Annotated in this window: 23 protein-coding genes; 11 read left to right on the top strand and 12 right to left on the bottom strand. The window is 59.0% G+C overall.

What is annotated here, in order from left to right:
• Positions 1–3 precede the first annotated feature (3 nt).
• Together fahA and hmgA are read right to left on the bottom strand one after the other, a co-directional pair.
• Complete coding sequence (fahA, locus tag H8S56_RS13215) at positions 4–1,293, bottom strand: fumarylacetoacetase (RefSeq protein WP_024688341.1); 1,290 nt, start codon at positions 1,291–1,293, stop codon at positions 4–6.
• Positions 1,293–2,597 (bottom strand): homogentisate 1,2-dioxygenase, encoded by a 1,305-nt coding sequence (gene hmgA / locus H8S56_RS13210; RefSeq protein ID WP_187518887.1) that lies wholly within the window; start codon positions 2,595–2,597, stop codon positions 1,293–1,295. Before hmgA ends, fahA begins: the two co-directional genes overlap by 1 nt.
• Before the next feature lie 136 nt (positions 2,598–2,733).
• On the opposite strand from hmgA, the gene H8S56_RS13205 reads away from it, so the two are divergent.
• Complete coding sequence (locus H8S56_RS13205; protein WP_187518886.1) at positions 2,734–3,522, top strand: IclR family transcriptional regulator; 789 nt, start codon at positions 2,734–2,736, stop codon at positions 3,520–3,522.
• A 41-nt stretch (positions 3,523–3,563) separates the two neighbouring features.
• Here H8S56_RS13205 and hppD read toward each other — a convergent pair whose 3' ends face one another.
• The 3 genes from hppD to glcC all read right to left on the bottom strand — a co-directional run bounded on the left by hppD (position 3,564) and on the right by glcC (position 6,326).
• Positions 3,564–4,640 carry a 4-hydroxyphenylpyruvate dioxygenase gene (hppD, locus tag H8S56_RS13200; protein WP_187518885.1) on the bottom strand — a complete coding sequence of 359 codons (1,077 nt, stop codon included), beginning with the start codon at positions 4,638–4,640 and terminating at the stop codon, positions 3,564–3,566.
• 140 nt (positions 4,641–4,780) lie between these two features.
• Complete coding sequence (gene maiA, locus H8S56_RS13195; RefSeq protein ID WP_187518884.1) at positions 4,781–5,416, bottom strand: maleylacetoacetate isomerase; 636 nt, start codon at positions 5,414–5,416, stop codon at positions 4,781–4,783.
• Positions 5,417–5,558: 142 nt separating this feature from the next.
• Complete coding sequence (gene glcC / locus H8S56_RS13190) at positions 5,559–6,326, bottom strand: transcriptional regulator GlcC (protein WP_024688346.1); 768 nt, start codon at positions 6,324–6,326, stop codon at positions 5,559–5,561.
• Positions 6,327–6,670: 344 nt separating this feature from the next.
• Between glcC and glcD the strand changes: the two genes are divergently transcribed.
• The 5 genes from glcD (at position 6,671) to H8S56_RS13165 (ending at position 13,307) form a co-directional block, all read left to right on the top strand.
• A complete protein-coding gene (glcD, locus tag H8S56_RS13185; protein ID WP_024688347.1) occupies positions 6,671–8,170 on the top strand; it encodes a glycolate oxidase subunit GlcD in 1,500 nt (499 codons plus the stop codon).
• Entirely contained in the window at positions 8,170–9,228 is a 1,059-nt protein-coding gene (gene glcE / locus H8S56_RS13180; RefSeq protein WP_187518883.1) for a glycolate oxidase subunit GlcE, read from the top strand. Before glcD ends, glcE begins: the two co-directional genes overlap by 1 nt.
• Before the next feature lie 2 nt (positions 9,229–9,230).
• On the top strand, positions 9,231–10,457 hold the full coding sequence (glcF, locus tag H8S56_RS13175) for a glycolate oxidase subunit GlcF (RefSeq protein WP_187518882.1): 1,227 nt from the start codon (positions 9,231–9,233) through the stop codon (positions 10,455–10,457).
• A 33-nt stretch (positions 10,458–10,490) separates the two neighbouring features.
• Complete coding sequence (locus tag H8S56_RS13170; protein ID WP_024688350.1) at positions 10,491–10,898, top strand: heme-binding protein; 408 nt, start codon at positions 10,491–10,493, stop codon at positions 10,896–10,898.
• 228 nt (positions 10,899–11,126) lie between these two features.
• On the top strand, positions 11,127–13,307 hold the full coding sequence (locus H8S56_RS13165) for a malate synthase G (RefSeq protein ID WP_187518881.1): 2,181 nt from the start codon (positions 11,127–11,129) through the stop codon (positions 13,305–13,307).
• A 119-nt stretch (positions 13,308–13,426) separates the two neighbouring features.
• Here H8S56_RS13165 and H8S56_RS13160 read toward each other — a convergent pair whose 3' ends face one another.
• Together H8S56_RS13160 and gntR are read right to left on the bottom strand one after the other, a co-directional pair.
• A complete protein-coding gene (locus tag H8S56_RS13160) occupies positions 13,427–14,356 on the bottom strand; it encodes a beta-propeller fold lactonase family protein (protein ID WP_187518954.1) in 930 nt (309 codons plus the stop codon).
• A gap of 344 nt (positions 14,357–14,700) precedes the next feature.
• A complete protein-coding gene (gene gntR / locus H8S56_RS13155; RefSeq protein WP_024688353.1) occupies positions 14,701–15,717 on the bottom strand; it encodes an HTH-type transcriptional regulator GntR in 1,017 nt (338 codons plus the stop codon).
• Positions 15,718–15,998: 281 nt separating this feature from the next.
• On the opposite strand from gntR, the gene H8S56_RS13150 reads away from it, so the two are divergent.
• The 3 genes from H8S56_RS13150 to csrA all read left to right on the top strand — a co-directional run bounded on the left by H8S56_RS13150 (position 15,999) and on the right by csrA (position 18,667).
• On the top strand, positions 15,999–16,487 hold the full coding sequence (locus H8S56_RS13150; RefSeq protein WP_024688354.1) for a gluconokinase: 489 nt from the start codon (positions 15,999–16,001) through the stop codon (positions 16,485–16,487).
• Between the two features lie 96 nt (positions 16,488–16,583).
• Positions 16,584–17,936: a GntP family permease gene (locus tag H8S56_RS13145; protein WP_024688355.1), complete on the top strand. Its 1,353-nt coding sequence runs from the start codon at positions 16,584–16,586 to the stop codon at positions 17,934–17,936.
• 542 nt (positions 17,937–18,478) lie between these two features.
• Entirely contained in the window at positions 18,479–18,667 is a 189-nt protein-coding gene (csrA, locus tag H8S56_RS13140) for a carbon storage regulator CsrA (RefSeq protein WP_002554157.1), read from the top strand.
• 229 nt (positions 18,668–18,896) lie between these two features.
• On the opposite strand, the gene H8S56_RS13135 is transcribed toward csrA, so the two are convergent.
• The 5 genes from H8S56_RS13135 to H8S56_RS13115 form a co-directional block, all read right to left on the bottom strand.
• A complete protein-coding gene (locus H8S56_RS13135; protein ID WP_187518880.1) occupies positions 18,897–19,139 on the bottom strand; it encodes a DUF465 domain-containing protein in 243 nt (80 codons plus the stop codon).
• A 59-nt stretch (positions 19,140–19,198) separates the two neighbouring features.
• Positions 19,199–20,137 (bottom strand): ketopantoate reductase family protein, encoded by a 939-nt coding sequence (locus H8S56_RS13130; protein ID WP_187518879.1) that lies wholly within the window; start codon positions 20,135–20,137, stop codon positions 19,199–19,201.
• A 63-nt stretch (positions 20,138–20,200) separates the two neighbouring features.
• Positions 20,201–21,598, bottom strand: a complete 1,398-nt coding sequence (locus H8S56_RS13125) for a hypothetical protein (protein WP_024695562.1) — start codon at positions 21,596–21,598, stop codon at positions 20,201–20,203.
• A gap of 713 nt (positions 21,599–22,311) precedes the next feature.
• On the bottom strand, positions 22,312–22,578 hold the full coding sequence (locus H8S56_RS13120) for a DUF1652 domain-containing protein (RefSeq protein ID WP_024688359.1): 267 nt from the start codon (positions 22,576–22,578) through the stop codon (positions 22,312–22,314).
• Between the two features lie 454 nt (positions 22,579–23,032).
• Entirely contained in the window at positions 23,033–23,515 is a 483-nt protein-coding gene (locus H8S56_RS13115) for a GNAT family N-acetyltransferase (RefSeq protein WP_024688360.1), read from the bottom strand.
• 512 nt (positions 23,516–24,027) lie between these two features.
• On the opposite strand from H8S56_RS13115, the gene H8S56_RS13110 reads away from it, so the two are divergent.
• Both H8S56_RS13110 and H8S56_RS13105 read left to right on the top strand, forming a co-directional pair.
• A complete protein-coding gene (locus H8S56_RS13110) occupies positions 24,028–24,972 on the top strand; it encodes an alpha/beta hydrolase (protein WP_187518878.1) in 945 nt (314 codons plus the stop codon).
• Positions 24,973–25,159: 187 nt separating this feature from the next.
• Complete coding sequence (locus tag H8S56_RS13105; protein WP_187518877.1) at positions 25,160–25,600, top strand: GNAT family acetyltransferase; 441 nt, start codon at positions 25,160–25,162, stop codon at positions 25,598–25,600.
• Positions 25,601–25,716: the final 116 nt, after the last annotated feature.

Here is a 25,716-nt window from a genome sequence, read left to right as displayed (position 1 = left end):
CCGTCAGCCGATCACTGTGCCCCGGCACTCGCCAAAGCCGATGGACACCTGCCCGTCACGACGACAGCGCGCACGCAGAATCACCTCGTCGCCAGGCTCCAGGAAGCGTCGCTCCTGCCCATTGGGCAAGATTACCGCCTGCTTGCCGCCTTCGGTCATCTCCAGCAGGCTGCCGAGCTGACCGGCTTGCGGACCGGACAAGGTGCCAGTGCCCAACAGGTCGCCCGGCTGCAACTTGCAGCCGTTGACGCTGTGGTGCGCGACCATCTGCGCCACGGTCCAGTACATGTTCAGAGAATTGCTCAGGGCCAGCCTGTGCGGGCTGACCCCATCGGCCTTCATCTTTTCGGTCAGCAGCAGGACTTCCAGTTCGATGTCCAGCGCCCCGCTCTGCTGATCTGCAGGATCGAGCAGATACGGCAACGGCTGCGGATCACCTTCCGGACGTGCTGGCTGAGCACTGCGGAAAGGCTCCAGCGCTTCTGCGGTGACCACCCAGGCCGAAATCGTGGTCGCGAAACTCTTGGACAGGAATGGCCCCAACGGCTGGTATTCCCACGCCTGAATGTCGCGTGCCGACCAGTCATTGAGCAGGCAGAACCCGGCGATGTGCTGGCTGGCGTGTGCGATATCGATGGCGTCACCCTGGGCGTTGCCCGGCCCGATCCAGACACCCATTTCCAGCTCGTAGTCCAGCCGCTTGCAGGGGCCGAAGGTCGGAACGTCCTGGCCCGGCGCGAGGGTCTGACCCTTCGGACGCTTGATCGCGGTGCCGGAAACGCAGAGCGTAGAGGCGCGGCCGTGATAGGCGATGGGCACGTATTTGTAATTGGGTAACAACGGATTGTCGGGACGAAACAGCTTGCCGACGTTCAGCGCGTGATGAATCCCGACGTAGAAATCGGTGTAGTCGCCCACCCTGGCAGGCACGTGCATGCGGCAGTCCTTCATGGGCAGCAACACCTTATCGGCAGAGCCTTGCGCGAGCGGGTTAGCCTCATCCAGCAACTGCAGCAGTGCGGCACGCAGGGTTCGCCGCGCCGACGCGCCGAGGGCGAAGAAGTCATTGAGCTGATTGCGACTGGCAATATCGGCGACCTCCGCAGCCGTGCCGTCGAACAGACCGGCCTGCACGACGGCCTGCAGGTCCAGAATGCTATCGCCAATGGCCACGCCGCCACGCGGCCCGGAGTCTGCGTGGCTGAACACCCCCAGCGGCAGGTTCTGCAGAGGGAAATCAGCGTGACCGTTGGCAGACGTCACCCAGCTGCGGCGGTTCGAAGCGGTAGTCATCAGGGCAGTTCCTTGGTGAAAGTCTTGGCCATGCCGTTCCAGCAGGCGTCGTAATCGGTTTGCAATTGCGCACACTCCAGCGCGTAGCAACCGGGACGCAGCACCTTGCCGGTCTCGAACATGAACGCCATGGTGTTTTCGATCTTGTGCGGTTTGAGCTCGGCAGCCGTGGCTTTTTCGGCCGTGATGTTGTCGGGGCCGTGTGCGCTCATGCAGTTATGCAAAGAAGAGCCGCCGGGCATGAAGCCCTCGGCTTTGGCGTCGTAGGCACCGTCGATCAACCCCATGAATTCGTTCATCAGGTTGCGATGGAACCAGGGCGGCCGAAAGGTGTTTTCCGCCACCATCCAGCGCGGAGGAAAGATCACGAAGTCGACATTGGCCTGACCATGAACAGCGCCGGGCGAGGTCAGAACGGTGAAGATCGAAGGGTCGGGATGATCGAAACTGACGGTGCCCATGGTGTTGAAACGGCGCAGGTCGTATTTGTACGGCACATTGTTGCCATGCCAGCCGACCACGTCGAACGGCGAGTGATCCAGTGACGTGGCCCACAGTTCACCGAGGAATTTCTGCACCAGTTCTACAGGCTCGTCACGCTCCTCGAACCAGGCCACCGGCGTCATGAAATCTCGCGGGTTGGCCAGTCCATTACTGCCAATCGGCCCCAAATCAGGCAGGCGCAGGGCACAGCCGTGGTTCTCGCATACGTAACCACGCGCGTTGGCGTCGAGCAATTGCACGCTGAACTTCATGCCACGCGGTAGCACGGCAATTTCCTGCGGCTCGACGTCCAGCAAGCCCAGCTCGGTGATCAATCGCAGACGCCCTTGTTGCGGCACGATTAGCCATTCCCCGTCAGCATTGAAGAATGCCCGCTGCATCGACGTGTTGGCCGCGTACACATAGACGCTGACGCCCTCGGCCTGATCAGCCGCCGAGGTGCTTGCCAGCGAGATCAGGCCCTCAAGGAAGTCAGCGGGTTCTGCCGGAATATCGAAAGCATTCCAACGCAAGCGGTTGGGCGTGATCGGTCCCTGCCCGGTTCCAGTGATCTGCCGTGTCATGCGCTGATAGGCGGGATGCGCCGCCGAGGGCTTGATCCGGTAGAGCCAGCTGCGGCGCGCTTCGCTGCGCGCAACGGTAAACGCCGTGCCTGACAACTGTTCGGCGTACAGGCCCAAAGGATGTTGCTGCGGCGAGTTCTGACCGACCGGCAATGCACCGGGCAGCGCTTCACTGCTGAACTGATTGCCGAACCCCGTCTGATAGACCAGCGGCTCGTGAGGGAAGTGTGCAGGCATCTGGACCTCTTGTTCTTATCGGGTCACTCAACTGTGGATGTTTTGCTTTAATCGTAAATCAATTACGCATAACGTAATTTGAGTTTGCAGGCCGGTCAAGCTATAAAGCTGCCTTTCCAGACCGGCGCGCGATCCCATGACCCAAGAGACAGAACGTCCGGCTAACGGACGCCAACAGAAGGTCCAGGCCGCTGAAGTGGGCCTGAGCGTACTCAAGGCGCTCGCAGAACTGTCGCCTGCCACTTCGCTGTCGAAACTGGCCGAGCATCTGGGCATGCCTGCCGCCAAGGTTCATCGCTATTTGCAAGCGCTGGTCGCCAGTGGCTTCGCCGAACAGGACGCCGTGACCAGTCACTACGGTCTGGGCCGCGAGGCCTTGCAGGTCGGTCTGGCTTCGCTGGGCAAGCTGGACGTGCTGAAGGTCTCTGCACCTTGGCTGGCGAACCTGCGCGACGAGCTGAATCAGACCTGCTTTCTGGCGGTGTGGGGCAATAAGGGTCCGACCGTGGTGTACGTCGAGCCGTCGATGGGTGCGGTGACACTGGTCACGCAGATCGGCTCGGTGCTGCCGCTGCTCAGTTCATCCACGGGCATGGTGTTCGAGAGTTTCCTGAAAACGCCGGAAACCGCACCGCTGCGCGCGCAGGAAGCACCGCACCTGAATGCCGCTCAGTTGAAGGAAATCGACCTTCATCTAAAGCAAATCCGCACGATGGGTGTGCATCAGATTCAGGGGCTGCTGATGCCAGGCATCAACGCCGCATCGTGCCCGCTGTTTGCCATGGGCAACAAGCTGGTCGGCGTGATCACGGTTGTCGGTCCGGGCTCGATCCTGACTGATCAGGTGCAGAGCATCGCGGCCACACGCCTGCTGGAAACGGCGACCGCCATCAGCGAACGCATGGGCGGTGCGATGCCTGCCTGAAAATCGTACCCGGCGCCTGAAGCACCGGGCATTGATAATCCTCAGTCAGCGGTCAGTACACCGCGCTTGATCTGATCCCGCTCAATGGATTCGAACAGCGCCTTGAAGTTACCTTCACCGAAGCCATCATCACCTTTGCGCTGAATGAACTCGAAGAACACCGGGCCCATCAGGGTTTCGGAGAATATCTGCAACAGCAGACGTCGCTCGCCACCGTCGGAAGAACCGTCGAGCAGAATGCCTCGGGTTTTCAGCTCGTCTTCAGGCTCGCCATGATCGGGCAGACGGCCCTGGAGCATCTCGTAATAGGTCTCTGGTGGCGCGGTCATGAAGCGCATACCGATGGCTTTGAGCGCATCCCAGGTTTTGATCAGGTCGTCGGTGAAGAACGCCACGTGCTGGATGCCCTCGCCGTTGAACTGCATCAGAAACTCTTCGATCTGCCCTGCGCCCTTGGAGGACTCCTCGTTCAGCGGGATACGAATCATCCCGTCGGGCGCGGTCATGGCCTTGGAGGTCAGACCGGTGTATTCGCCCTTGATGTCGAAGTAGCGAATTTCGCGGAAGTTGAACAGCTTCTCGTAGAAGTTCGCCCAGTACGCCATACGACCGCGATAGACGTTGTGGGTCAGGTGATCGATGAACTTGAGGCCAGCGCCGACCGGATGCCGGTCCACGCCCTCAATGAAATTGAAGTCGATGTCGTAGATAGACGTGCCTTCGCCAAAACGGTCGATGAGGTACAGCGGCGCACCGCCAATACCCTTGATGGCCGGCAGACGCAGTTCCATAGGCCCGGTCGCGATTTCCAGTGGTTGTGCGCCCAGTTCAAGCACGCGGTTGTAGGCTTTTTGCGCGTCTTTGACGCGGAACGCCATACCGCATACCGACGGCCCGTGCTCTGCCGCAAAGTAAGACGCCAGGCTGTGCGGTTCGTTGTTGAGGATGATGTTGATCGCGCCCTGGCGATACAGGGTCACGTCCTTGGAGCGGTGGGTCGCCACCTTGGTGAAACCCATGATTTCGAACACAGGCTCAAGGGTATTGGGGGTTGGCGATGCGAATTCGATGAATTCAAAGCCCATCAGGCCCATCGGGTTTTCGTAGAGATCAGCCATGTCTGGCTCCTTGCAGGAAAGTGGGATAACGCAAAAAGTCGTCACAGTCCTGCGGGCGGCGCACACGGAATCCCTCGCACACTGCGGGCGAGGAAATCACCGAAAATCAGTTGCAGTCCAAGAATTCTCATAAAGGCAGCCTACTCCGGCTTGTCCGATTGTGCATCCGGGTGCGCCTGCAAAAAGGCTGGATGCTGCAAGGCTCGCTGTTCCACCCGCTCAATACGTGGCAGTGAGCCCAGATCAACATTGAAGCGGCGGGCCGCATACAGCTGGGGCAGCAGATAAACATCCGCGACACTGGGTGTGTCGCCGAAACAGAAACAGTCGCCGACGATCAGTTGCTCGACAGCATTGAGGCCCTCACTGATCCAGTAGCCAATCCAGCCTGAAACGGCCATTTCGTCATGCCCCATACTTCGCAACCGGTTGAGCACCGACACGTTGTGCAACGGATGAGTGTCACACGCCAGGGTCGCAGCGACCGCACGCTGGCGGGCACGCAGGACCAGTTCCGACGCCAGCAAGGGCGGATCGGGATAGCGCTCTTCAAGGTATTCAATAATGGCAGGCGACTGGGTGATGATCGTACCGTCGTCGAGCCTGAGCGCAGGCACTCTGCCCTGTGGGTTGACGCCGCGGTAGTCGGGCTTGTGCTGCTCGCCGCCGTCGCGAATCAGATTGACCGGGATCGCAGTGGGCTGCAGCCCTTTGAGCGCCAGCGCAATGCGTACGCGGTAACTGGACGTCGAGCGGTAGTAGGTGAATAGGTCCACGGAAGCTGCCTGCTGGAACGCGCATCGCGTTGCCTGTTGTTATTGTTTTAGTGTCGCTATCGGCGATTATCGTAATTGATTTACGTAATGCGTAAATTGCGGGATCGCTGCACGCCTGTCAACACACGTCTGCGCCCAGGAGTCAGGTCCAGCCCTCCAGCCGCAAAGTGGCGCGCACCAGGCGCTGCTCTTCGTTTTCGATCTCGCGCAGGTTCTCGCTGACGCTCTGAATGTGCGCCAGCGCAGCCTTGCGCGCCTGTTCCGGCAGACGACCGGTGACCGCGTTGTACAGACGGGCGTGCTGGCGGTCGATCTGACGTTTTTGCGGTTCACGGTGATACAGGTTATTGACCGAGGCAAAGACCGTGTTGAGCAACAGGTCGGTCAGTGAGCGCAGGGTCTGCACCAGTACCGGGTTGTGCGAGGCCTCGCAAATGGCCAGATGAAAGGCATGATCCAGGCGTGCATGCTCACTGGCCGACAATTCGCTGCCTTGTGCCGCAACCAGCGCATCGTAGCTGCGGGTGATCAGTACAAAATCGGCGGCGGTACCACGCAGCGCCGCCAGTCGCGCTGACTCGCCCTCCAGCAGGCTGCGCACTTCGAACAGATCGAAGAGCGTGCGCGGCTGCGAACCGAACAGGTGCATGAGCGGCGAGGTGTGCTGATCGGCATTCATCTGTGCAACAAACGAACCCTTGCCCTGCCGCGTCTCGATAATGCCCCGCGCCCGCAGCAGCTTCAGGCCCTCGCGCAATGCGGTACGCGACACACCGAGCTTTTCGGTCAGGCGTCGCTCGGACGGCAGCAACTGGCCGACCTTCAGCACACCGTCGACAATCAGCCGCTCGATCCGCTCGCAGACCACGTCTGCGACTTGCGGGGGTCTTGGGGTGGATTCGTTGTTCATGAGATCTCCGCTGGAGCGCTACTTTTTTCTTTGCAGGACAGGGCCGAAACAACATGGCCCCTCGACGAACACCGGGCCTACACTCATTTGTATTCAGTCAGTAAATTGCGTGTTGCCTGATGAAACGCGGACAACCGCACTGGTATGACCAGTAAAAGCTGGCTGTAAACAACCAGATCAAATGCATACCAACCTTTTGATTTTAAAAGATTAAAAAAACAGACTCTGAAAACAAACGCTCAAGAACTGGTTCGACCAGTCCTTTTCCTCATAGACACTACGACTCATACCCCCAATGATGCAAGGCAACCGCTAGCCCGATAAAAATAATCCTGGGTTGCCTGATGAATATTCTTTACGACGAACGCCTCGACGGCGTGCTGCCTGTTGTCGACAAGCAACAATTGCTGCACGACCTGGAACAGCAATTACCCGACCTGGACATCCTGCACCGCGCCGAAGAGCTGCGGCCTTACGAGTGTGACGGACTGTCCGCCTACCGCACCACGCCGTTGCTGGTGGTGCTGCCGCGCCATATCGAAGAGGTGCAGACGATCCTCAAGCTGTGCCATGAGCGGCGCGTGCCGGTAGTCGCGCGCGGCGCTGGCACCGGGTTATCGGGCGGCGCGCTGCCGCTGGAGCAAGGCGTGCTGCTGGTGATGGCGCGCTTCAACCGGATCCTGGAGATCAACCCCGCCGCCCGGCTGGCGCGTGTTCAGCCTGGCGTGCGTAACCTGGCCATTTCCCAGGCTGCGGCACCTCATGGGTTGTACTATGCGCCAGACCCTTCCTCGCAGATTGCCTGCTCCATTGGTGGCAACGTCGCTGAAAACGCGGGCGGCGTGCATTGCCTCAAGTACGGCCTGACCGTGCATAACCTGCTCAAGGTCGAGATCCTGACCGTCGAAGGCGAGTACATGACGCTGGGCAGCGATGCACTGGATTCGCCCGGTTTTGATCTGCTGGCGCTGTTTACCGGCTCCGAAGGCATGCTCGGCATCATTACCGAAGTGACGGTCAAGCTGCTGCCCAAACCGCAGGTCGCCAAAGTGCTGCTGGCGGCGTTCGATTCAGTGGAGAAAGCCGGGCGTGCGGTCGGCGATATCATCGCGGCGGGCATTATTCCCGGCGGTCTGGAAATGATGGACAACCTGGCGATCCGCGCCGCTGAAGACTTCATCCATGCGGGCTATCCGGTGGAGGCACAAGCGATTCTGTTGTGCGAACTGGATGGCGTCGAAGCCGACGTTCACGATGATTGCGAGCGCGTGCGCCAGGTGTTGACGCAGGCGGGCGCCACCGAAGTGCGTCAGGCAAAAGACGAAGCCGAACGCGTGCGCTTCTGGGCCGGTCGCAAGAATGCCTTTCCGGCGGTCGGCCGCCTGTCGCCGGACTATTACTGCATGGACGGCACTATTCCGCGCCGTGAGCTGCCCGGCGTGTTGCGGGGCATTACCGAGCTGTCCGAGCACTACGGCCTGCGCGTCGCCAATGTGTTTCACGCCGGTGACGGCAACATGCACCCATTGATTCTGTTCGATGCCAATCAGCCGGGCGAGCTGGAGCGCGCCGAGGAACTGGGCGGCAAGATTCTCGAATTGTGCGTCAAGGTTGGCGGCAGTATCACCGGGGAGCACGGCGTGGGCCGGGAAAAAATCAACCAGATGTGTGCGCAGTTCAACAGCGACGAACTGACCCTTTTTCATGCCATCAAGGCGGCATTCGACGCCAGCGGCCTGCTCAACCCTGGCAAGAACATCCCGACGCTGCACCGCTGTGCGGAGTTCGGCGGCATGCACGTGCATGCCGGGCAACTGCCCTTCCCCGACCTGGAGCGTTTCTGATGATTGCACAAGACACAGACGCCAGCGCCGCGCTCCTTGATCAGGTCAACCAGGCCTTGCACGACGCCACTGCGCTGCGCATTCAGGGCGGCAACAGCAAAGCCTTTCTCGGCCGTGAAGTGTCAGGTCAGGTGCTGGACACCCGCGGTCATTGCGGCATCGTCAGTTACGACCCGACCGAACTGGTCATCACCGCCCGCGCCGGCACCTCGCTGAGCGAGCTGATGCAGACCCTTGATGATGCGGGTCAGATGCTGCCTTGCGAGCCGCCAACCTTTGGCGATGCCACGCTGGGCGGCATGGTCGCGGCGGGTCTATCGGGACCACGACGTCCGTGGAGCGGGTCGGTGCGTGATTTTGTGCTGGGCACCCGGGTGATCACCGGTCACGGCAAGCACCTGAGGTTCGGTGGCGAAGTGATGAAGAACGTCGCCGGTTACGACGTCTCGCGTTTGATGGCGGGCAGCATGGGTTGCCTGGGTGTACTGACCGAAGTCTCGCTCAAAGTCCTGCCCAGACCACGCCTGTGCAGCAGTATTGCGCTGGAAATGGACAGCGCCCGTGCGCTGGCGTGCCTGACGCAATGGGGCCAGCAGCCCATTCCAATCAGCGCCGCCAGTCATGATGGACGGGTATTGCGTCTGCGCCTTGAAGGTGGCGAAGGTTCGGTGGCCGCTGCGCATGACCGGCTGGGCGGCGAAAAACTGGACCCGATGTACTGGCGGGCACTCAATGAACAAAGCCTGCCATTCTTCGCCGACCCGCGCCCACTCTGGCGTATCTGCGTACCGGCCGACACCAGCGTGCTGGACCTGCCAGGCGAACAACTCATCGACTGGGCCGGGGCCCAGCGCTGGCTGAAATCCGACGCCGACGGTGAAGCCATTCGCAGCCTGGCAACGGCGGTCGGCGGGCATGCAACCTGCTACACGCCAGGCCACCACGACAGCCCGTTCCAGCCACTGGTCGCGCCTTTGATGCGCTACCACCATCAACTCAAGACCCGGCTCGATCCGCAAGGAATCTTCAACCCCGGCCGACTGTACGCGGAGCTCTGACCATGCAGACCACCCTGAGCGAACAGGCCCGACAACTGCCCCGCGCTGAAGAAGCTGAACGCATTCTGCGCAGCTGCGTGCACTGCGGTTTCTGCAACGCCACCTGCCCGACCTACCAATTGCTGGGCGATGAACTGGACGGCCCACGGGGAAGGATCTACCTCATCAAGCAGGTACTGGAAGGCAATGAGGTCACCGAAAAAACCCAACTGCACCTGGACCGCTGCCTGAGCTGCCGCAACTGCGAGACCACGTGCCCTTCTGGAGTCGACTATCACAACCTGCTGGACATAGGCCGCGCTGTCGTCGATGCCGCCGTGCCTCGACCACTGGGCCAGCGACTGTTGCGCGAAGGCTTGCGCAACGTCGTGCCCAATACAAGCCTGTTCAAAACGCTGACCCGCTTGGGCACCACCTTCCGCCCACTGCTGCCGGACACGCTCAAAGACAAGCTGCCCTCCGCGATTCACAGCGCAGGCGTTCGACCGGACACGCGTCACGCTCGCCAAGTCTTGATGCTCGAAGGCTGCGTGCAACCGGCACTGTCGCCCAACACCAACGCGGCCACCGCTCGGGTGCTGGACCGGCTGGGCATCAGCGTCACCCCGATCAGCGAAGCAGGCTGTTGCGGCGCGGTGGACTATCACCTCAATGCACAGGACGCGGGACTGGATCGCGCCCGACGCAACATCGACGCCTGGTGGCCCGCCATCGAAGGCGGCGCGCAGAGCATTGTCCAGACGGCCAGTGGCTGTGGGGCGTTCGTCAAGGATTACGGTCATTTGCTGCGCCACGATCCGGCCTATGCCGACAAGGCCGCACAGGTCAGCGCCAAGGCCCGCGATCTGGTCGAGGTGCTGCGCGACGAACCTCTGGAAACGTTGGGCATCAAAACCGACACGCGGCTGGCGTTCCATTGCCCCTGCACATTGCAGCACGCGCAGAAGCTGGGTGGTGAAGTCGAAAAGGTGCTGGCTCGTTTAGGCTTCAACCTGACGGCTGTGCCGGATGGCCATTTATGCTGTGGCTCGGCAGGCACCTATTCAGTCACGCAACCGGTGCTGGCCCGCCAGTTGCGCGACAACCGGATGAATGCGTTAGAGAGCGGCAAACCGCAGGTCATCGCCACCGCGAACATCGGCTGCCAGACCCACCTGGCAAGCGCCCACCGAACACCGGTACGGCACTGGATCGAGCTGATCGACCAGGCGCTGAACGGTACGCACTGACTATTCTTACCCCACTTTTTCTCAGGAGCTCCCATGAAGATCAAAGCCGTATTGACCCAGAACGAAGTCAGCCAGATGCTCATCGCCGCCCGCAACGAGGCCCAGGCCAATGGCTGGGCCGTGGCAATTGCGATTGTCGATGACGGCGGCCACCTGCTGGCCTTCGAGCGCCTGGACGACACCTCAGCGATCAGCAGCTATATCTCCATCGAAAAAGCCCGCACCTCGGCGTTGGGCCGACGCGAATCCAAAGGCTACGAAGAGATGGTCAACGGTGGCCGCACGGCGTTTCTCAGCGCCCCGCTGCTGACCTCGCTGGAAGGCGGCGTGCCGGTAATCGTCGATGGCCAGGTGATCGGCGCAGTAGGCGTGTCCGGCGTCAAGGCCGATCAGGATGCCCAGGTCGCCAAGGCAGGTGTTGCCGTGCTGAACGCGGATTGAACAGACGTTATCAATCATTCCTGTGCGTGGGCGATTATCGTTACACGCGGGTCTGAAAGCGCAACATTGGGCGACGTGGGTGAGCGTGCTCACGAACCGGCCGGTACATCCGTTCAAGATTCTGTGCCCCGGACCTCGCTCCCGATTGGGCAAAACAGTTGTCCAGCAAGGCTCGGTGCCGACGCAGGGCAGTGGCACGAATAAAACCTTAACCAAGGACCTCTTTCCATGACCGACTTCATCAAATGCCAAGACCTCAAGGTGGCCGTCAATCTGCAACGCTTCGTCGATGAAGAAGTCCTGCCCGGCACCGGCCTGGACCCGGAAACGTTCTGGGGCAGCTTCGATGCCCTGGTGCATGAACTGGCCCCGCGCAACCGCGAGTTGTTGGCCGAACGCGAGCGCTTGCAGACAGAACTCGACACTTGGCATGAAGAGCATCCCGGGCCGATCAGCGACATGCCCGCCTATCGCGCGTTTCTGAAAACGATCGGCTATCTACGCACGGCCCCCGAGCACGTCAGCGCGACGACCTCCAATGTCGATCTGGAAATCAGTGAACAGGCCGGCCCGCAACTGGTGGTTCCCGCCAGCAACGCGCGTTACGCGCTCAATGCCGCCAATGCCCGCTGGGGTTCGCTGTACGACGCGCTCTACGGCACCGACGCCATCTCCACCGCCAATGGCGCCGAAATCAGCGCAGGCTACAACCCGCTGCGCGGTGCCAAGGTGATCGTCTTTGCCCGCGAACTGCTCGACACCAGTGCGCCGCTTGCCAAAGGCAGCCACATCGACGCCCGTCGCTATCACATCGAAGACAGCCAGTTGCACATCACACTGGCCGATGGCACCCGAACCGCCCTGCAACAGCCGGAAAAGTATGTGGGTTTTCAGGGTGAGCCCGATAAGCCTGAGGCCATTCTGCTGAAGAACAACGGCCTGCACATCGAAATCCAGATCGACCCGCGTCACCCGGTGGGCAGCAGCGACATGGCGGGGATCAAAGACCTGCTGCTGGAGTCGGCACTCTCGACCATCATCGATTGCGAAGACTCGGTTGCCGCCGTGGATGCCGACGACAAGGTGCTGGTGTATCGCAACTGGTTGGGGCTGATGAAAGGTGATCTGGTCGAGACCATCGACAAAGGCGGCAAGGCTGTCACCCGGCGTCTGAATCCCGACCGCACCTACACAGCGGCCAAGGGCGGTGAACTCAAGTTGCGCGGGCGGTCACTGCTGTTCATTCGCAATGTCGGCCACCTGATGACCAACCCTGCGATTGTCGACCGCGACGGGCATGAAATTCCCGAAGGAATCCTGGACGGCGTCATGACCAGCCTGATTGCCCTGCACGATTTGACCCGGCGCGGCAACTCACGGGCAGGCAGCATTTACATCGTCAAACCCAAGATGCACGGCCCGGACGAAGTGGCCTTTGCCGACCAGTTGCTCAGCAGAATAGAGGACATGCTCAAGCTTGAGCGCCACACGGTGAAGATGGGCATCATGGACGAGGAACGGCGCACCAGCGTCAACCTCAAGGCTTGCATCGAAGCGGCCTCGGCACGGGTGGCGTTCATCAATACCGGTTTTCTGGACCGCACCGGTGATGAAATTCACAGTGCCATGAAGGCAGGCGCGGTGCTGCGCAAGGGCGAGATGAAGAACACGCCCTGGATCAAGGCTTACGAGCGCAGCAACGTGCTGGTAGGACTGTCTTGCGGATTGCGCGGACGCGCACAGATCGGCAAGGGCATGTGGGCAATGCCGGACCGGATGGCCGACATGCTGGAGCAGAAAATCGGCCATCCGCAATCCGGCGCCACCACGGCCTGGGTGCCGTCACCAACAGCCGCCACCCTGCACGCCCTGCACTATCATCACGTCGATGTACGGGCCGTTCAGCAGACGCTTGAACAGGTCAGCCTGGCCGACGTGAGCGAACAGTTGCTCGACGATTTGCTGACCATCCCGGTGGTCGCTGCACCGCACTGGACCCCGGAGCAGATTCGCGAAGAACTGGAGAACAATGCGCAAGGCCTGCTCGGCTATGTGGTGCGCTGGGTCGAACAAGGCGTGGGTTGTTCCAAGGTGCCGGACATCCACAATGTCGGGCTGATGGAGGATCGCGCCACGCTGCGTATTTCCAGTCAGCACATGGCCAACTGGCTGCTGCACAAGGTGGTCGACAAGGAGTACGTGCAAAGCGTGCTGGAGCGTATGGCCAAAGTGGTGGACAAGCAGAACGCCGGGGACTCGCAGTACCGCCCCATGGCCACAGATTTCAAGCAATCGGTAGCTTTCAAGGCCGCCTGCGACCTGGTGTTCAAGGGCTGCGAACAGCCGGCTGGCTACACCGAGCCGCTGCTGCACGAATCGAGGCTGGCGTTCAAGAACCACGGTCAATAACCCGCACGGCAGAGCCGAATATTTCTCAGGCCCGTGCGCGGTGCCCTGAGAAACATTCGGCCTTTGTCTGAATGAAGAGGTTCGAAATGCTGGCGGCGGCGAGGTCAGTGCATATAACGCTACAGCTTGTAGATGGAGATCCAGTTCATGTCGGTATGCGTGCTGTAGAGATGGGTTCCAGATGCATTCAACACTGAGCCACCCAAGGATGGGAAGAAGGCTACGCAGGCGACCGTGCCCTTTAGGGTATCGATCCTGTACACGTCGAAATTACAGGTGCAAACCGCGTACACGTAGCGATCATCCGGCGTGATGCCGATGACCTTGACGGGGTAGCCCTGCGAGCCGATCTTTTCCCGATAGAACATTCTGCAAGTGGTCGCATCGACCACATACACCTCATCGATACCGCCCACATACAACCGAGTCCCGTCCGAGCTGACGGCCAGCGATTGCGGTTCGGTAAAACCCGGAATGTCGTGCTGGAGATAATCGACCGTACCAATGGCAGACACCGTGGAGGCATCAGTTCCTGTGACCAGAGCCGAGGCGTAGAAGCGATCGTTTTCAGGGCTGACGCCCAGCACCCACGAGGCATTGGATAACGTACCCAAATCGAAATCGTTAACAACGTTGTAGTCCTGCGTTTCGATCTGGCGAATCAGCCCGCCTGGCGCGTAATTGAACGACAGGAAGATGAAACGGCCACCCAGGCTGCAAACGATCCTGTTCACGTTACCTGAGGCGATGCCTCTGGTCACTTCGCAGGTCAGGGTGCTGATCACAAAGCATTTTTTGTTGCCGACGCTGTAGAGCCATTTGCCGTCGGGGCTCAGGGTGATCTCGCCCGGCCCCACCCCTTTGATGCAATTCACCACGCTCGCGGTCTCGACGTCGACCACGCTGATTTCTCTACCGTCTTTGTGAGGCACATAGAGCGTTTTTTCATCTGGGCTGATGGCGATTTCCCTGGGGACAAAGCCCAGCGGAATAATGCCTGTCAGCCATGCAATGTCCAGCGGCATTCCTGCGCCGTCCGGATCTGCCATATGGGTAAAAGCCCTTACGTCCTGAGATGCTTTTTTTTGCATGTCACTCACCTGAGAATAGGTCTCGCGAGACCGCCACGATGGGGGAAAGATAAGAAGGTATGGCCCCATCAACGAACGGTGTAGCAACGGCGCTTATGCCACCCGGATCCAAAAACCTGAGGTCATTGAATACTTACCGAGACGGGTTGGGTACTGACAGAAATGACAGTAAAAGAAGGGTGCAAGGTGGTGGCAAAAAAGCTCTCAGAGGTTGAGAGGCAAGGCAGTCGGGGGCTCGCGTCAGAGCGGCAGGGGCTTATGCAGGTTGCTCGCCATTGGTCAGCAACCTGCTCATGAGGGACTCATGAACTCTCGCGCACCACCAGCTCGAACCCCAGATCCACCCGCGATTGCTGAACGACGCCGTCCAGCAGCCCCAGCAACAGCTGGGCCGCACGTTGGCCGACTTCCTGTCGCGGGGTGCGGATAGACGTCAGGCGCGGCACCATGTGCGCCGAGCCCGGCAGATCGTTGAAACCGATCAGCGAGACCTGCCGGGGAATGGCAATCCCCAGGCGCAAGGCCTCAAGCGATGCGCCCTGCGCCAGGTCGTCGTTACAGAAGAAAATGCCATCGACATCAGGATGCTCGTCCAGCAGCTGTGCGAACAGCTCGCCGCCCAGGCCTATCGACGATGGCAAAGGCGTCGTGACCTGCAGTTCGGCGTCGAACAGACCAGCGTCTTCCAGCACCTGACGAAACCCTGCGCCACGCTGCAACACTCGAGTGTCGAGCTGAGCGGCCATGTAGGCCAGTCGCTTGCGACCTCTGCCCAACAAGTGCCGGGCCGCCTGCGCACCCGCCTGTTCCTGGGAAAATCCCACGCTGTAGGTGCCCGGGCGAGGGTCCAGCTCCATCATGTGCACACACGCAATCCCACTGGCTTCCAGCATCTGATGCGAAGCCTGTGTGCGGTCGGAACCGGTCAGCAGAATACCGCGCGGCCGGTTGACCAAATGGTTGCGCAGCAAGTTCTCCTCTTCCTCGGGCGAGTAGTGATAGTTGCCGATCACCACGTCCAGGCCGCGAGGACGCAAGACATCCTGAATGGCCTCCAGCGTTTCGATGAACAACTGGTTGGCGAGCGAAGGCACCAGCACCACGACCGTCTGGCTGCAGGACGACGCCAGGGCGCGAGCGGCAGGGTTGGCGACATAGCCCAGGCTCTGGGCTGCTGCGCGGACCTTTTCCACCAGTTCTGGCGCAACAGTCGCGACGCCCCGCAGCGCCCGTGACGCCGTAATAGGGGAAACGGCAGCCAGGCGAGCCACTTCATTAAGGGTCGGACGACCGGTGGAACGGGAACCAATGCGCATCATGCGTTGCCAACTAATATAGGGGTTGCCAAATGTGTCTAATGCCCCATAAGGTAGCGCTGTCTCACGGACCGTGACAATGCTTTATCGCTGGTTTCATATTTGCCACCCGCGCAGGGTCGCCACGGAGAACAGCCTCCGATGTTTATGTTGAACCCAAAACAACGACAAGAACTGGAACAGCTTGGGCTGAGGCTTATGTCCATCGGACAAAGACAGCGCTGTCTCCAGATGAGGTGCCTACTGTGACAACTGCGAATACTGCTATTTCAGCCCTTGTGGTGATGGGTGTCTCGGGCTGCGGCAAAAGTGCCGTGGGTGCCGAAATTGCACTCAAGAGCGGAGGTCGCCTCATCGAAGGCGATGCCTTCCACCCGCCGGCCAACATCGAGAAGATGAGTGCCGGGACCCCTCTCAACGACCAGGACCGCGCCGGCTGGCTGACCCGACTGGGTGAAGAGCTCGCCGCCGCCCTCGCCCGCGGCGAACACCCTGTTCTGACCTGCTCGGCCCTCAAGCTCATCTACCGCCAGCGACTGCGTGATGCTGTTCCGGGCCTGGGCTTCGTGTTTCTGGAACTGACCAAGGAGCTCGCCGTCGAACGCTGCTCGCACCGGCCCGGGCATTTCATGCCGGCAAGCCTGGTGGACAGTCAGTTTGCAACGCTCGAAGCGCCCTATGGCGAACCGCTGACTCTGGTGGTCGATGCAACTCAGTCCATCGAGCAGATTGGCACGCAAGCGGCAGCCTGGTGGAAAGACTCCCACGCCTGATAAAGGCGTGAGTGCAAAAGACAGCGCTGTCTTGCACACACGAAAGGGCGCTGTCGTTGTTGGCGGCACCTTAAAATAATAACCGGAGAGACACCCATGTTCGGTATGACCCATGAGACGTTCCTGCTCGTCGATGCGTTGGTGACCATCGTTGGCCTTGTGCTGCTGATCACCCAATTCAAGGTTCACCCTTTCGTCGCGCTGACACTGGCGGCTGGCTTCCTCGGCCTGACCTCCGGGATGCCGGTGGAAAAAGTCATGAAATCCTTCCAGGACGGCTTCGGCGGTGTGCTGGGCTTTGTCGGCATCATCCTCGGGCTGGGCACCATGCTCGGCAAGCTGATGGCCGATTCAGGCGGCGCGGATCAGATCGCGCAAACCCTGATCCGCACGTTCGGCAAGCAGAAAGTGCATTGGGCAATGATGTTCTCGGCGTTCCTGGTCGGCATCCCGCTGTTCTTCGAAATCGGCTTCGTGCTGCTCATCCCGCTGGTGTTCATCGTGGCGCGTCGCACCGGTGTGTCCATCGTCAAGATCGGCATCCCGCTGCTGGCAGGTCTGTCGGCCGTGCACGGTCTGGTTCCGCCGCATCCGGGTCCGCTTCTGGCCATCGGCATCTTTGGCGCTGATATCGGCAAAACCATTTTCTACGGCCTGATCATCGCGCTGCCGACCGCAATCATTGCAGGTCCGATCTACGGCAAATGGATTTCCAAATACATTCCTGGCACACCGTCGCAGGAACTGATGGACCAGATCGCCAAGGAATCGAGCACCGAAAACCTGCCCGGCTTCGGCATCACGCTGGTCACGATTCTGCTGCCGGTCTTCCTGATGCTGCTCAAGACATTTGCTGACGTTGCGTTGCCGGAAGGCAACCTGTTCCGCATCTGGATGGACCTGATCGGTCACCCGATCACCGCCCTGCTCGCGGCTCTGCTGCTGGCGTTCTACACCTTCGGTGCTGCGCGTGGCTTCGACCGCTCCAAGATCATGAAGCTGCTGGACCAGAGCCTGGCACCGGTTGCCGCGATTGTGCTGATCGTCGGTGCCGGCGGCGGCTTCAAGCAGATGCTGGTTGCCAGTGGTGTGGGTGATGTAATTGGTCACATGGCGGTACAGGCGCAGATCAATCCGATCATGCTGGCCTGGCTGGTGGCTGCGGTGATTCGTGTGGCCACCGGTTCGGCGACCGTGGCAACCATCACCGGTGCGGGCATCGTGGCCCCGGTGGTCGGCCTGATCCCGGGTGTGAATCGCGAGTTGCTGGTGCTGGCCACCGGTGCAGGTTCGCTGATTCTGTCGCACGTCAACGACGCAGGCTTCTGGCTGGTCAAGCAATACTTCAACATGACCGTTGCCGAAACCTTCAAGACCTGGACCGTGATGGAAACCATCCTCTCGGTTGTGGGCCTGATCTTCATCATGTTGCTGTCGATGGCGATCTGAATACACCGGTACTGAACCTTTGCGGGCGTCCTGCCCGTGAAGGTTCTGCTGCAAACCGTTGCGCATCCTCTCCTTCTTCCCGCCTCTTCCCGTTTGCACAGCACGCTCCTGACGAGCATCGTTTATCTGCAAAGCTGTCCAAATGCTGTTTCCTACGCCTATTTACATCTATTTCTGTTGAATTTTCAGAAAGCTCAGGCAATGTTTCGCAGCACTGCCTACGCTTAGAAACATTCTGAGATACACCCGCTTACGCTTCGTCAGAAGGGTAGGCCCTGCTCCGAATGTGCTCCTGATCACGTTACTTTTTAAGTCACGCCAGTAAATACGGGCATTTTCAGGTCAAAGCGGGCAGAATTGGCGCACTCGTCATATCCCGGATGCAAATCTGGATGACAAGAAAATGAACCGAGGGAATTAATTTCACCACCGCGACGTCTTAGGACGGATGCATTTGGATGCACTCGGCAACAATCACTACGCAAAGGCAAACGCCAGCCTCTTGAGAGAGGCATTTTCAAGAGGCCATCAAGGAAAAGATTATGTTGATACTCACTCGCAAAGTAGGCGAAAGCATAAACATCGGTGATGAGATCACTGTGACGATTCTTGGCGTTCAAGGGCTTCAAGTCCGGCTGGGCATCAATGCACCGAAAAACGTTTCCGTGCATCGCGAAGAAATCTACAAACGCATTCAGGCAGAACTGGCTCCTAACCAGGACCCACAATAACGAACACGCTGCACCCCCTCATTCAATGCTGATCCGCCCCTTTGGCGGATCAGCAGTTGTACGGCGCCCCTCGTGGCGCCGTTTTTTATGGGCGACGTTCCCCACCGCGTCCTGATTGACCACTCGGCGCAGCAGACCGATAACCTCGCAGAGAATGCACAAACGGCCCCATGGGGGCCGTCTGTCCTGTTTTCTGCGGGGCTGGAACAGCCCGTTGTACACGCTACGATTAGTGCGGCCTGGAAAGACGCTGGACAATCCGGTCTTTCACCAACAGGCGTTTTTCCTTGAGCTTTTTGAGCGCGTCATCGCCAATACCTCCTGCGGTTCCCTTTTCGGCATTCAGCACTTCGTCATCGGCGTTGTCGTACTCTTTGAGTAATAGACTCAACGTGGCATCGGCGCTGCTGCGCTCGACAATCTCTTCCCTGGTCAACTCCAAATCCGCGAACAAATCGTGTTTGACTGGCATGAGTAGCACCTCCAGATGACTACTTGAATGCAATGATCACCCGTCAACCCAAAGGGGTATCACGGGTGCTCTCGAACGCGACGCGCCTCGTAGGCCCTGACATGGGTGCAGGAGAACTCCAGCACCGACAGTTCGCCGCAAACCACGCCGAGGGCATTACGCCTGGCAAGCATATCGCCCAGAATCTGTTCGACCTCGGTAGGTGAACCCCGTTCGATGTCTCTGAGCATGGACGCCGTAAGCGTAGAACCCGTCTGAATCAGCATCTGCAGATGGCGCTGCCTGACCCTGGCATCCAGCGGATGGCCCGCTGCGAGCGCGATACTTGCGCACTCACCGTGCATTTTCATGATCAGACCTTCGCCGCCAGCGCTGAGAATATCGCACAAGGGTGCACGCATACTGGCGGTAACGGCCGCGAGCGTGGCGATAAAGCACCATTTGTCCCACATGCCTTGCACAATGTGCTGGCTCAGACTGGCTTCGAAACCGGCATCTGCCAGAGATTCGGCAACCCTCAGAATACGCGGCGTCAGCGCACCGCTCAGCTCGCCGAACGACAGCTGGTGGGTCTGGTTGAGGTGCAGGATGGCGCCGGCCGCGTCACGATCCACCGAAATCAGACATTGCCCGCCCAGCACGGCCTGAGCACCGAAACGCTCGCTCAGACGCTCCAGGTGCGCCATGCCGTTGAGCAGCGAAAGAATCAAAGTGTCAGGCCCGACGGCCGGGGCAAAAGCATCCATGCACGCCTTCAGATCGAAAGCCTTGCAACTGAGCAGGATCAAGTCGTACGGCTCGCCCAATACATTGGCCAACACATAAGGGGGAGCTGGGTACTGGAAATTACCTAGCGCACTGCGCACCACCAGTCCATCTCGATCAAGCGCTTGCGCCCTGCCCGGCCGGACCAGAAAGGTTACCTGACGTCCTGCCTCAAGCAGACGACCGCCAAAATAGCCACCAATGGCGCCTGCACCCACGATCAAGATACGCATGGCCTGGATCTCCTGTTGTGCTGTGAGCCGCCCTGCCGAGCCCGGCATACGCAGCCTCCGCTGTCAGGCCTGGAACCGCGTTTCCAGCTGCATGAAGCCCGTCAGGCATGAAGTGTCGACGGCAGAGGCCTTGTGATGCAATCGCGCAAGGACAGCTTGAATCACCGCCGTACTGGCATCGTGATGAAATTGCCAGACACCATAAATCCGTCCATCGAAGGAAGGCTCGCTACCCAGTTGCGGATCCGCGCCAAGTCCTGCACCGAGGCCGAACAGGTAAAGCCCTTTAAGACGACGGCCATTCTGATCGATCGGACATCCCGAGGCGTCCGAATCCAGACCGCCCTTGGCTTCACGCAAGGTAACAGGACTCCCGTCACCGTAACGCAGGACCGGTAATCGGGGCTGATAGCCCGAACACTGCACGACCACACAGGAGTCGGCGAGCGCACGCCCGGCCTGTTCGAAGTCTGCAGGCGGTCCCTCCTGCGTCTGCAGCATCCGCACGTGCACGCCGGTCTTGCCGATGCGCCCGGTCTTGAGCGCCTCGCGACCAATGTCCAACGCACGGTAACGCAGGCCTCCAGAGCGGTTGATACGACCGGAAACCGGACACACATCCAATTGGGCATTAAATGCGTAGCCCGCTTCACGGGCATGCTCAGGACTTTCATAAAACAGCCTGATGGGGCTGCGATGGATCAGGGTCAACTCACGGAGCCCTGCGAACTCCAGGGCATCAGCGAGGTTTTCCAGTGTGGAAAAAGCGCTGTGCGATCCCCCGACCACGGTAATCCGTCCCTCACTGGCCAACGCCAGCGCAAACGCTTCGCGCAATTGCACGGCGTTCATGCGTAACAGGCGGTCGGCACTCTGGATGTTCATTGCGCCGGACAGTGTGAGTCCTTGCAGGGCCAGACTGTTGATCAAGTGCTGCGGGTCCTGTCGACCGCCCAGGTTCATGACCAGCGTTTGACAACGAACACGTCTGGCGCAACCCTCGGTCTCTACATTCAGATAAAACTCATCATCTTCACTGACCACCTCGGTGATGGTCGTGCTGTGCCAGACCTTGACCCCGTAGTGCCGAGTGATGTGCTCCAGCACCAGCGTCGATGCTTCAGCCATCAAATGGCCGACGTCCGATAATTGCGGAGCCCCCTGAGCCTGGCCGCGGATACGCCAGTAGGCGGATGAATGCTCCAGAGGCTCGAAGATGTCGCGCAGAGCCGGGTCGCGCAGACAGTCGATAAAAACGTCCCCCACCGAGTTGGCAGTGATCCGGTACTCCCCCAGCGCGCCTGTGCCGGGTTTGTCGCTGGCATCAATGACGATCATGCCACTCGCGGCAAGGTCGGCCAGTGCGCCGCTCTTCAATGCGTTGAACAGAAAGCCCATACCCGCCAGCCCTGCGCCGGCCACAACGCAGCCGCAGACGGTTTCCAAAGGATCTTCAAACATGTTGATGCTCCATCGTCGTATCAATACGTTGGTGCACTCCAGAAGTTCTGGATGATCGATTGCCTGGCCAATACTGCGAACCAGCGTCCATGCACGATTTAAATACAAGGCAATAAAACAAACACCGCACGCGCAGCGCCATCGAAGCTGTTTAAAAGCGCCGTGAGTTTTATCAATAGAAATGAGCGGTTACCCGCACTGAGACAGACAGGCACCTCAACTTGAGTTCACTGTCAGAAAAACAACGCCATGCTACCGCCAGGCCGTAAGGTTCTTTTCAATGAAAAGAACCACCGAACCAAAAGTTCATCAAGGCCGATGAAGCGGAGAGATCAAGGGGATAGTTGCAAAGAAACCGTGAAGTGTCAAATAACGCAACAGAGACGCCAGCCGTATAAGCGAGCGATGCAAGTCACTGATTTTAATCGCCCTGCCGCTAGACAGGGACTCATACAGAGAATTTATCAGCGAAGAACAGGCAACAAACGGCTTTTTTATTTTTTCATCGAGCCCATTGAAACTTACAAAAACCCAGCGCCGACAAATTGACAACGCAAATAACGTCAATAGACACGCGAAAAAACGCGCACGACACAAAACAGAGCGCCTCTCGAGAGAGCGCTCTGAATGCAGTCAATAAACGCGTTGCCCGACTTAACCGTCAGTCGGTTACGGCGCAGCAGGATCGCCCCTGAGGCAGGGCTGAAACGGCTTCAGGCAGTCCGGTAGTACACCTGAGTAGCACCGGTGTGTTGCAGCTCATTGCGCAGTTCCGCGACCAGATCGGAAATATCACGACTGGTTTTCAATCGGTGCAACGAGATACCGGCGACCAGTAACTCGACCCGACCCGATGCTGGGTCGTCGACCTTGACGGTCATCGAGTAGTCAGGCGCTACGGTACACGTACAATGCAATGGCAGAAAAGAACCTTCAACGAGACTTCGAAGTTCCAGCGTGGACAGTCCACAGGCGATCATTGGTTATCTCCTTATCGTGTAAGCGCTGCCATGAACAGGCAGACCACTAGCTTCTTCGTGACGAACCAACATTAATCAACTGACGCCCGACAACGCTCGCCTGCCAATTAATTGTCGCCACTAATTTATTCCCTGCTCTTCTTTATACCCTCAAGCCCGACGAACAAGCAATACATGCAGAAGGCCTGAACGCGCCGGTCTAATTGTATTTATTTGTAACTTCAGCCAGAAGAAACGATTCACTTTATAGGTTCATGCGGCGAATAACATGATCAGCATCAATAAATCCGCAGAACGTGAATTTTCAGGCAAGTGCCGAATGACGAACGGTCATTAAACTTGAAAAAAGCATTCAGTTTTCGGACGCTTTGATCCCGTTCGTTTTTACTTCTCAGGACATGAAAACAGGTGTTCGCGACCACGGCCGTTGCAGCCTGTGGTCGCACACGTGGACTTACTCGTGGGATCGGGGGAGACGAAAATGGATGACCGCCACCCGTGCCCCCTGCTTGTCGCGTCGTTCTTCGATGGCATAAGGGCGAAAGCCCATGCGGGGGTAGAACAACAGACCCGGCACGTTGTGGTTGTAGCAGGAGGCGATGAGCTCAGTGCCTTCGTGTTTATCGAAGGCAATGTCCATCATACAACTGATCATGTAGCGCCCTACCCCTTTTGAACGGGCCTTGGGGGCGATGATCACGTTCCCCAACGCGCAGCGTCCGCGAAAATCACAGCGGGCGAAATTCGCATAACCCACCACTTCTCCGCTCATTTCGATAACGGTCGAGTCATAGCGTGTATCCAGCGCATCTCGGAGTTGCGAGGGTGTCAGTGGCCAGGTTGCTCGGGGAAACATGTAGAACAGCTCGTCAGCATTCTGAGGCAGCTCGCAGACGATAGGGATGTCTTTTTCTTCCAGGGGGCGATGTAGAAACATAGGCGGTAACCTCTTGAAGAAATTGAATAACCTGTAACTCAGGCTAGTCGTAAAATCAGGGGCTGGGCGCTGTTCAACGACAGAAATACGGCACCCAGGGGTCACAGCATAATCCGAGGCTATCAAAAAGGGCTAATTCAATAACCAACCGGACTAATGATCGGCCTTGAGGACGCCAGTCTTACACTGTTCGTCGCTCGTTTTTGGCGAGCAGCAGGTTACCGATCAGGCTTGGCCCAGGCATCTGATGATCAAGCGCGCCATGCCCGAGAGGCCATCGAGTGGTGTTCACTGTTGTGGATGCCTGGCATCCCTGCCCCGGTCATCATTCTGATCAAGTCGTTCATGCTCCAGGATGATTGCCAGCCCGCTCCCCGTATGACCCGGCTTTTCAATTGCCCCGCAAATGCAGGCTATGCGCAATATCCTGTAACCGACATTTTCTCCAGCAGACTTGCAACGTCCGCGAGGAAACGGCTTTATTTCATTTTGTTTACCGGAACACCTCCCCCATGCCCTCTTTCTCTCTGGACCGTCTCAAGGCCCGCCCTGTCAGATGGTTATGCATGGCCGCGATCATTATCGGTTTGCCGGTGGGCTGCGCGGTGCTTGAACACAAAGAGCGTGAGCTGGTGTTTCGCATCGAGCCAGGCACCGCCAGCTGGTACAGCGGCTTGCCGTCCGATGTTCAGGAGTTTGAACTCAAGGCGCCCAGCTTCGGCACATCGCAGAACATCCATGCCTGGTGGTGGCCTGCCTCGCGCAAGGATGCCCCTGCCGTACTCTACCTGCACGGTTCGCGCTGGAACCTGACCGGCCAGTTGTTCCGTATCGAGCAACTCCGGGCGCTGGGCTTCTCGATACTGGCCATCGACTACCGCGGCTTCGGTCAAAGCATGGGCCAATTGCCCTCTGAAAAGACCGTTTACGAAGATGCACGCATCGCCTGGGAGCGCTTCGAGCAACTGCAACCGGATCCTCAAAAGAGGTTGATCTATGGCCATTCGCTGGGCGGTGCTGTAGCCGTCGACCTGGCAGCGGAACTGGGCCGCGATGCCGAAAAGGACAACACAGCCCCAGCCGCACGCGGCCTGATCATCGAGTCCACCTTTACCAGTCTGGGGGATGTGGCAACCGCAATTGCCAACACGTCACTGCCGGTGCGTTGGTTGCTGTCGCAGAAATTCGACTCGGTGGACAAGATCGCTGACATCCACATGCCCGTGTTGATCGTACACGGCACTGATGATCGCTATGTTCCGGCGCGCTTCAGCAAGGAGCTGTTCGAGGCCGCCAGAGAGCCCAAGAACCTGCTGCTGGTGCCCGGTGGCACGCACAACAACAGTATGCGTCTGGGACGACAGGCCTACAGCCAGGCGATACAGACACTGCTCAAAACCCCATCAACGCTGCCGCAAGTGACCCGCAAGGACGTGAAGGGCAATCAGGCGGGCTAATGCGCTTTCCCGAATCAGGACGGCCTGCTTCGGGCATGTCCTTCGATACTGTCGGACCTCGTGAGCGTCACCCATGACCGGGGCTGCTATCACGCCCGCTATAGCGATGCGCAACTCGACGTAGCCGATCAATAGACAGTGTCACACTCACGTATTAGCGTTGGCGGACCCCATCGAAGGTCGCCCCATGCACGCCGTTATCCACTACTCAGACCCACACCATCGCTCGGCTGTCATTGAACTCTGGAAGACCGTGTTCAACGACAGCGCCCCCCATAACCGACCCGATCTGTCGATCGACATGAAGCTGGCCGTCGCCGATCAATTGTTCTTCGTGGCCATTGTCGATGGCAAGGTTGCCGGGACAGTCCTGGCGGGCTATGACGGCCATCGCGGCTGGCTCTACTCCGTAGCAGTGGATCCACAATACCGCGGCCAGGGCCTGGGTACCCTGTTGGTTCGGCATGCCGAGCAGGCGCTGGTTGACCGAGGCTGCATCAAAATCAATCTGCAGATCCGCACCAGCAACAAAGGCGTGCAGGCCTTTTACGAATCACTTGGCTATTTCCAGGAGCCCCTGATCAGCATGGGCAAACGGATCGCATTTACACCAGCCCTTCAGGCGTAAGAATCCGGCGGGAAACGCGTCAGATAATTCATTCGTTTACATGAGAATTAATATCAAATTACAATTATTGCTATTAACATTCCGATAGAGCATCTCCCTTGAACGCCTCCCAACGC

Source organism: Pseudomonas triticifolii (assembly GCF_014358015.1).
GTDB lineage: Bacteria > Pseudomonadota > Gammaproteobacteria > Pseudomonadales > Pseudomonadaceae > Aquipseudomonas > Aquipseudomonas triticifolii.
This window is presented reverse-complemented; position numbering and strand designations above follow the sequence as displayed.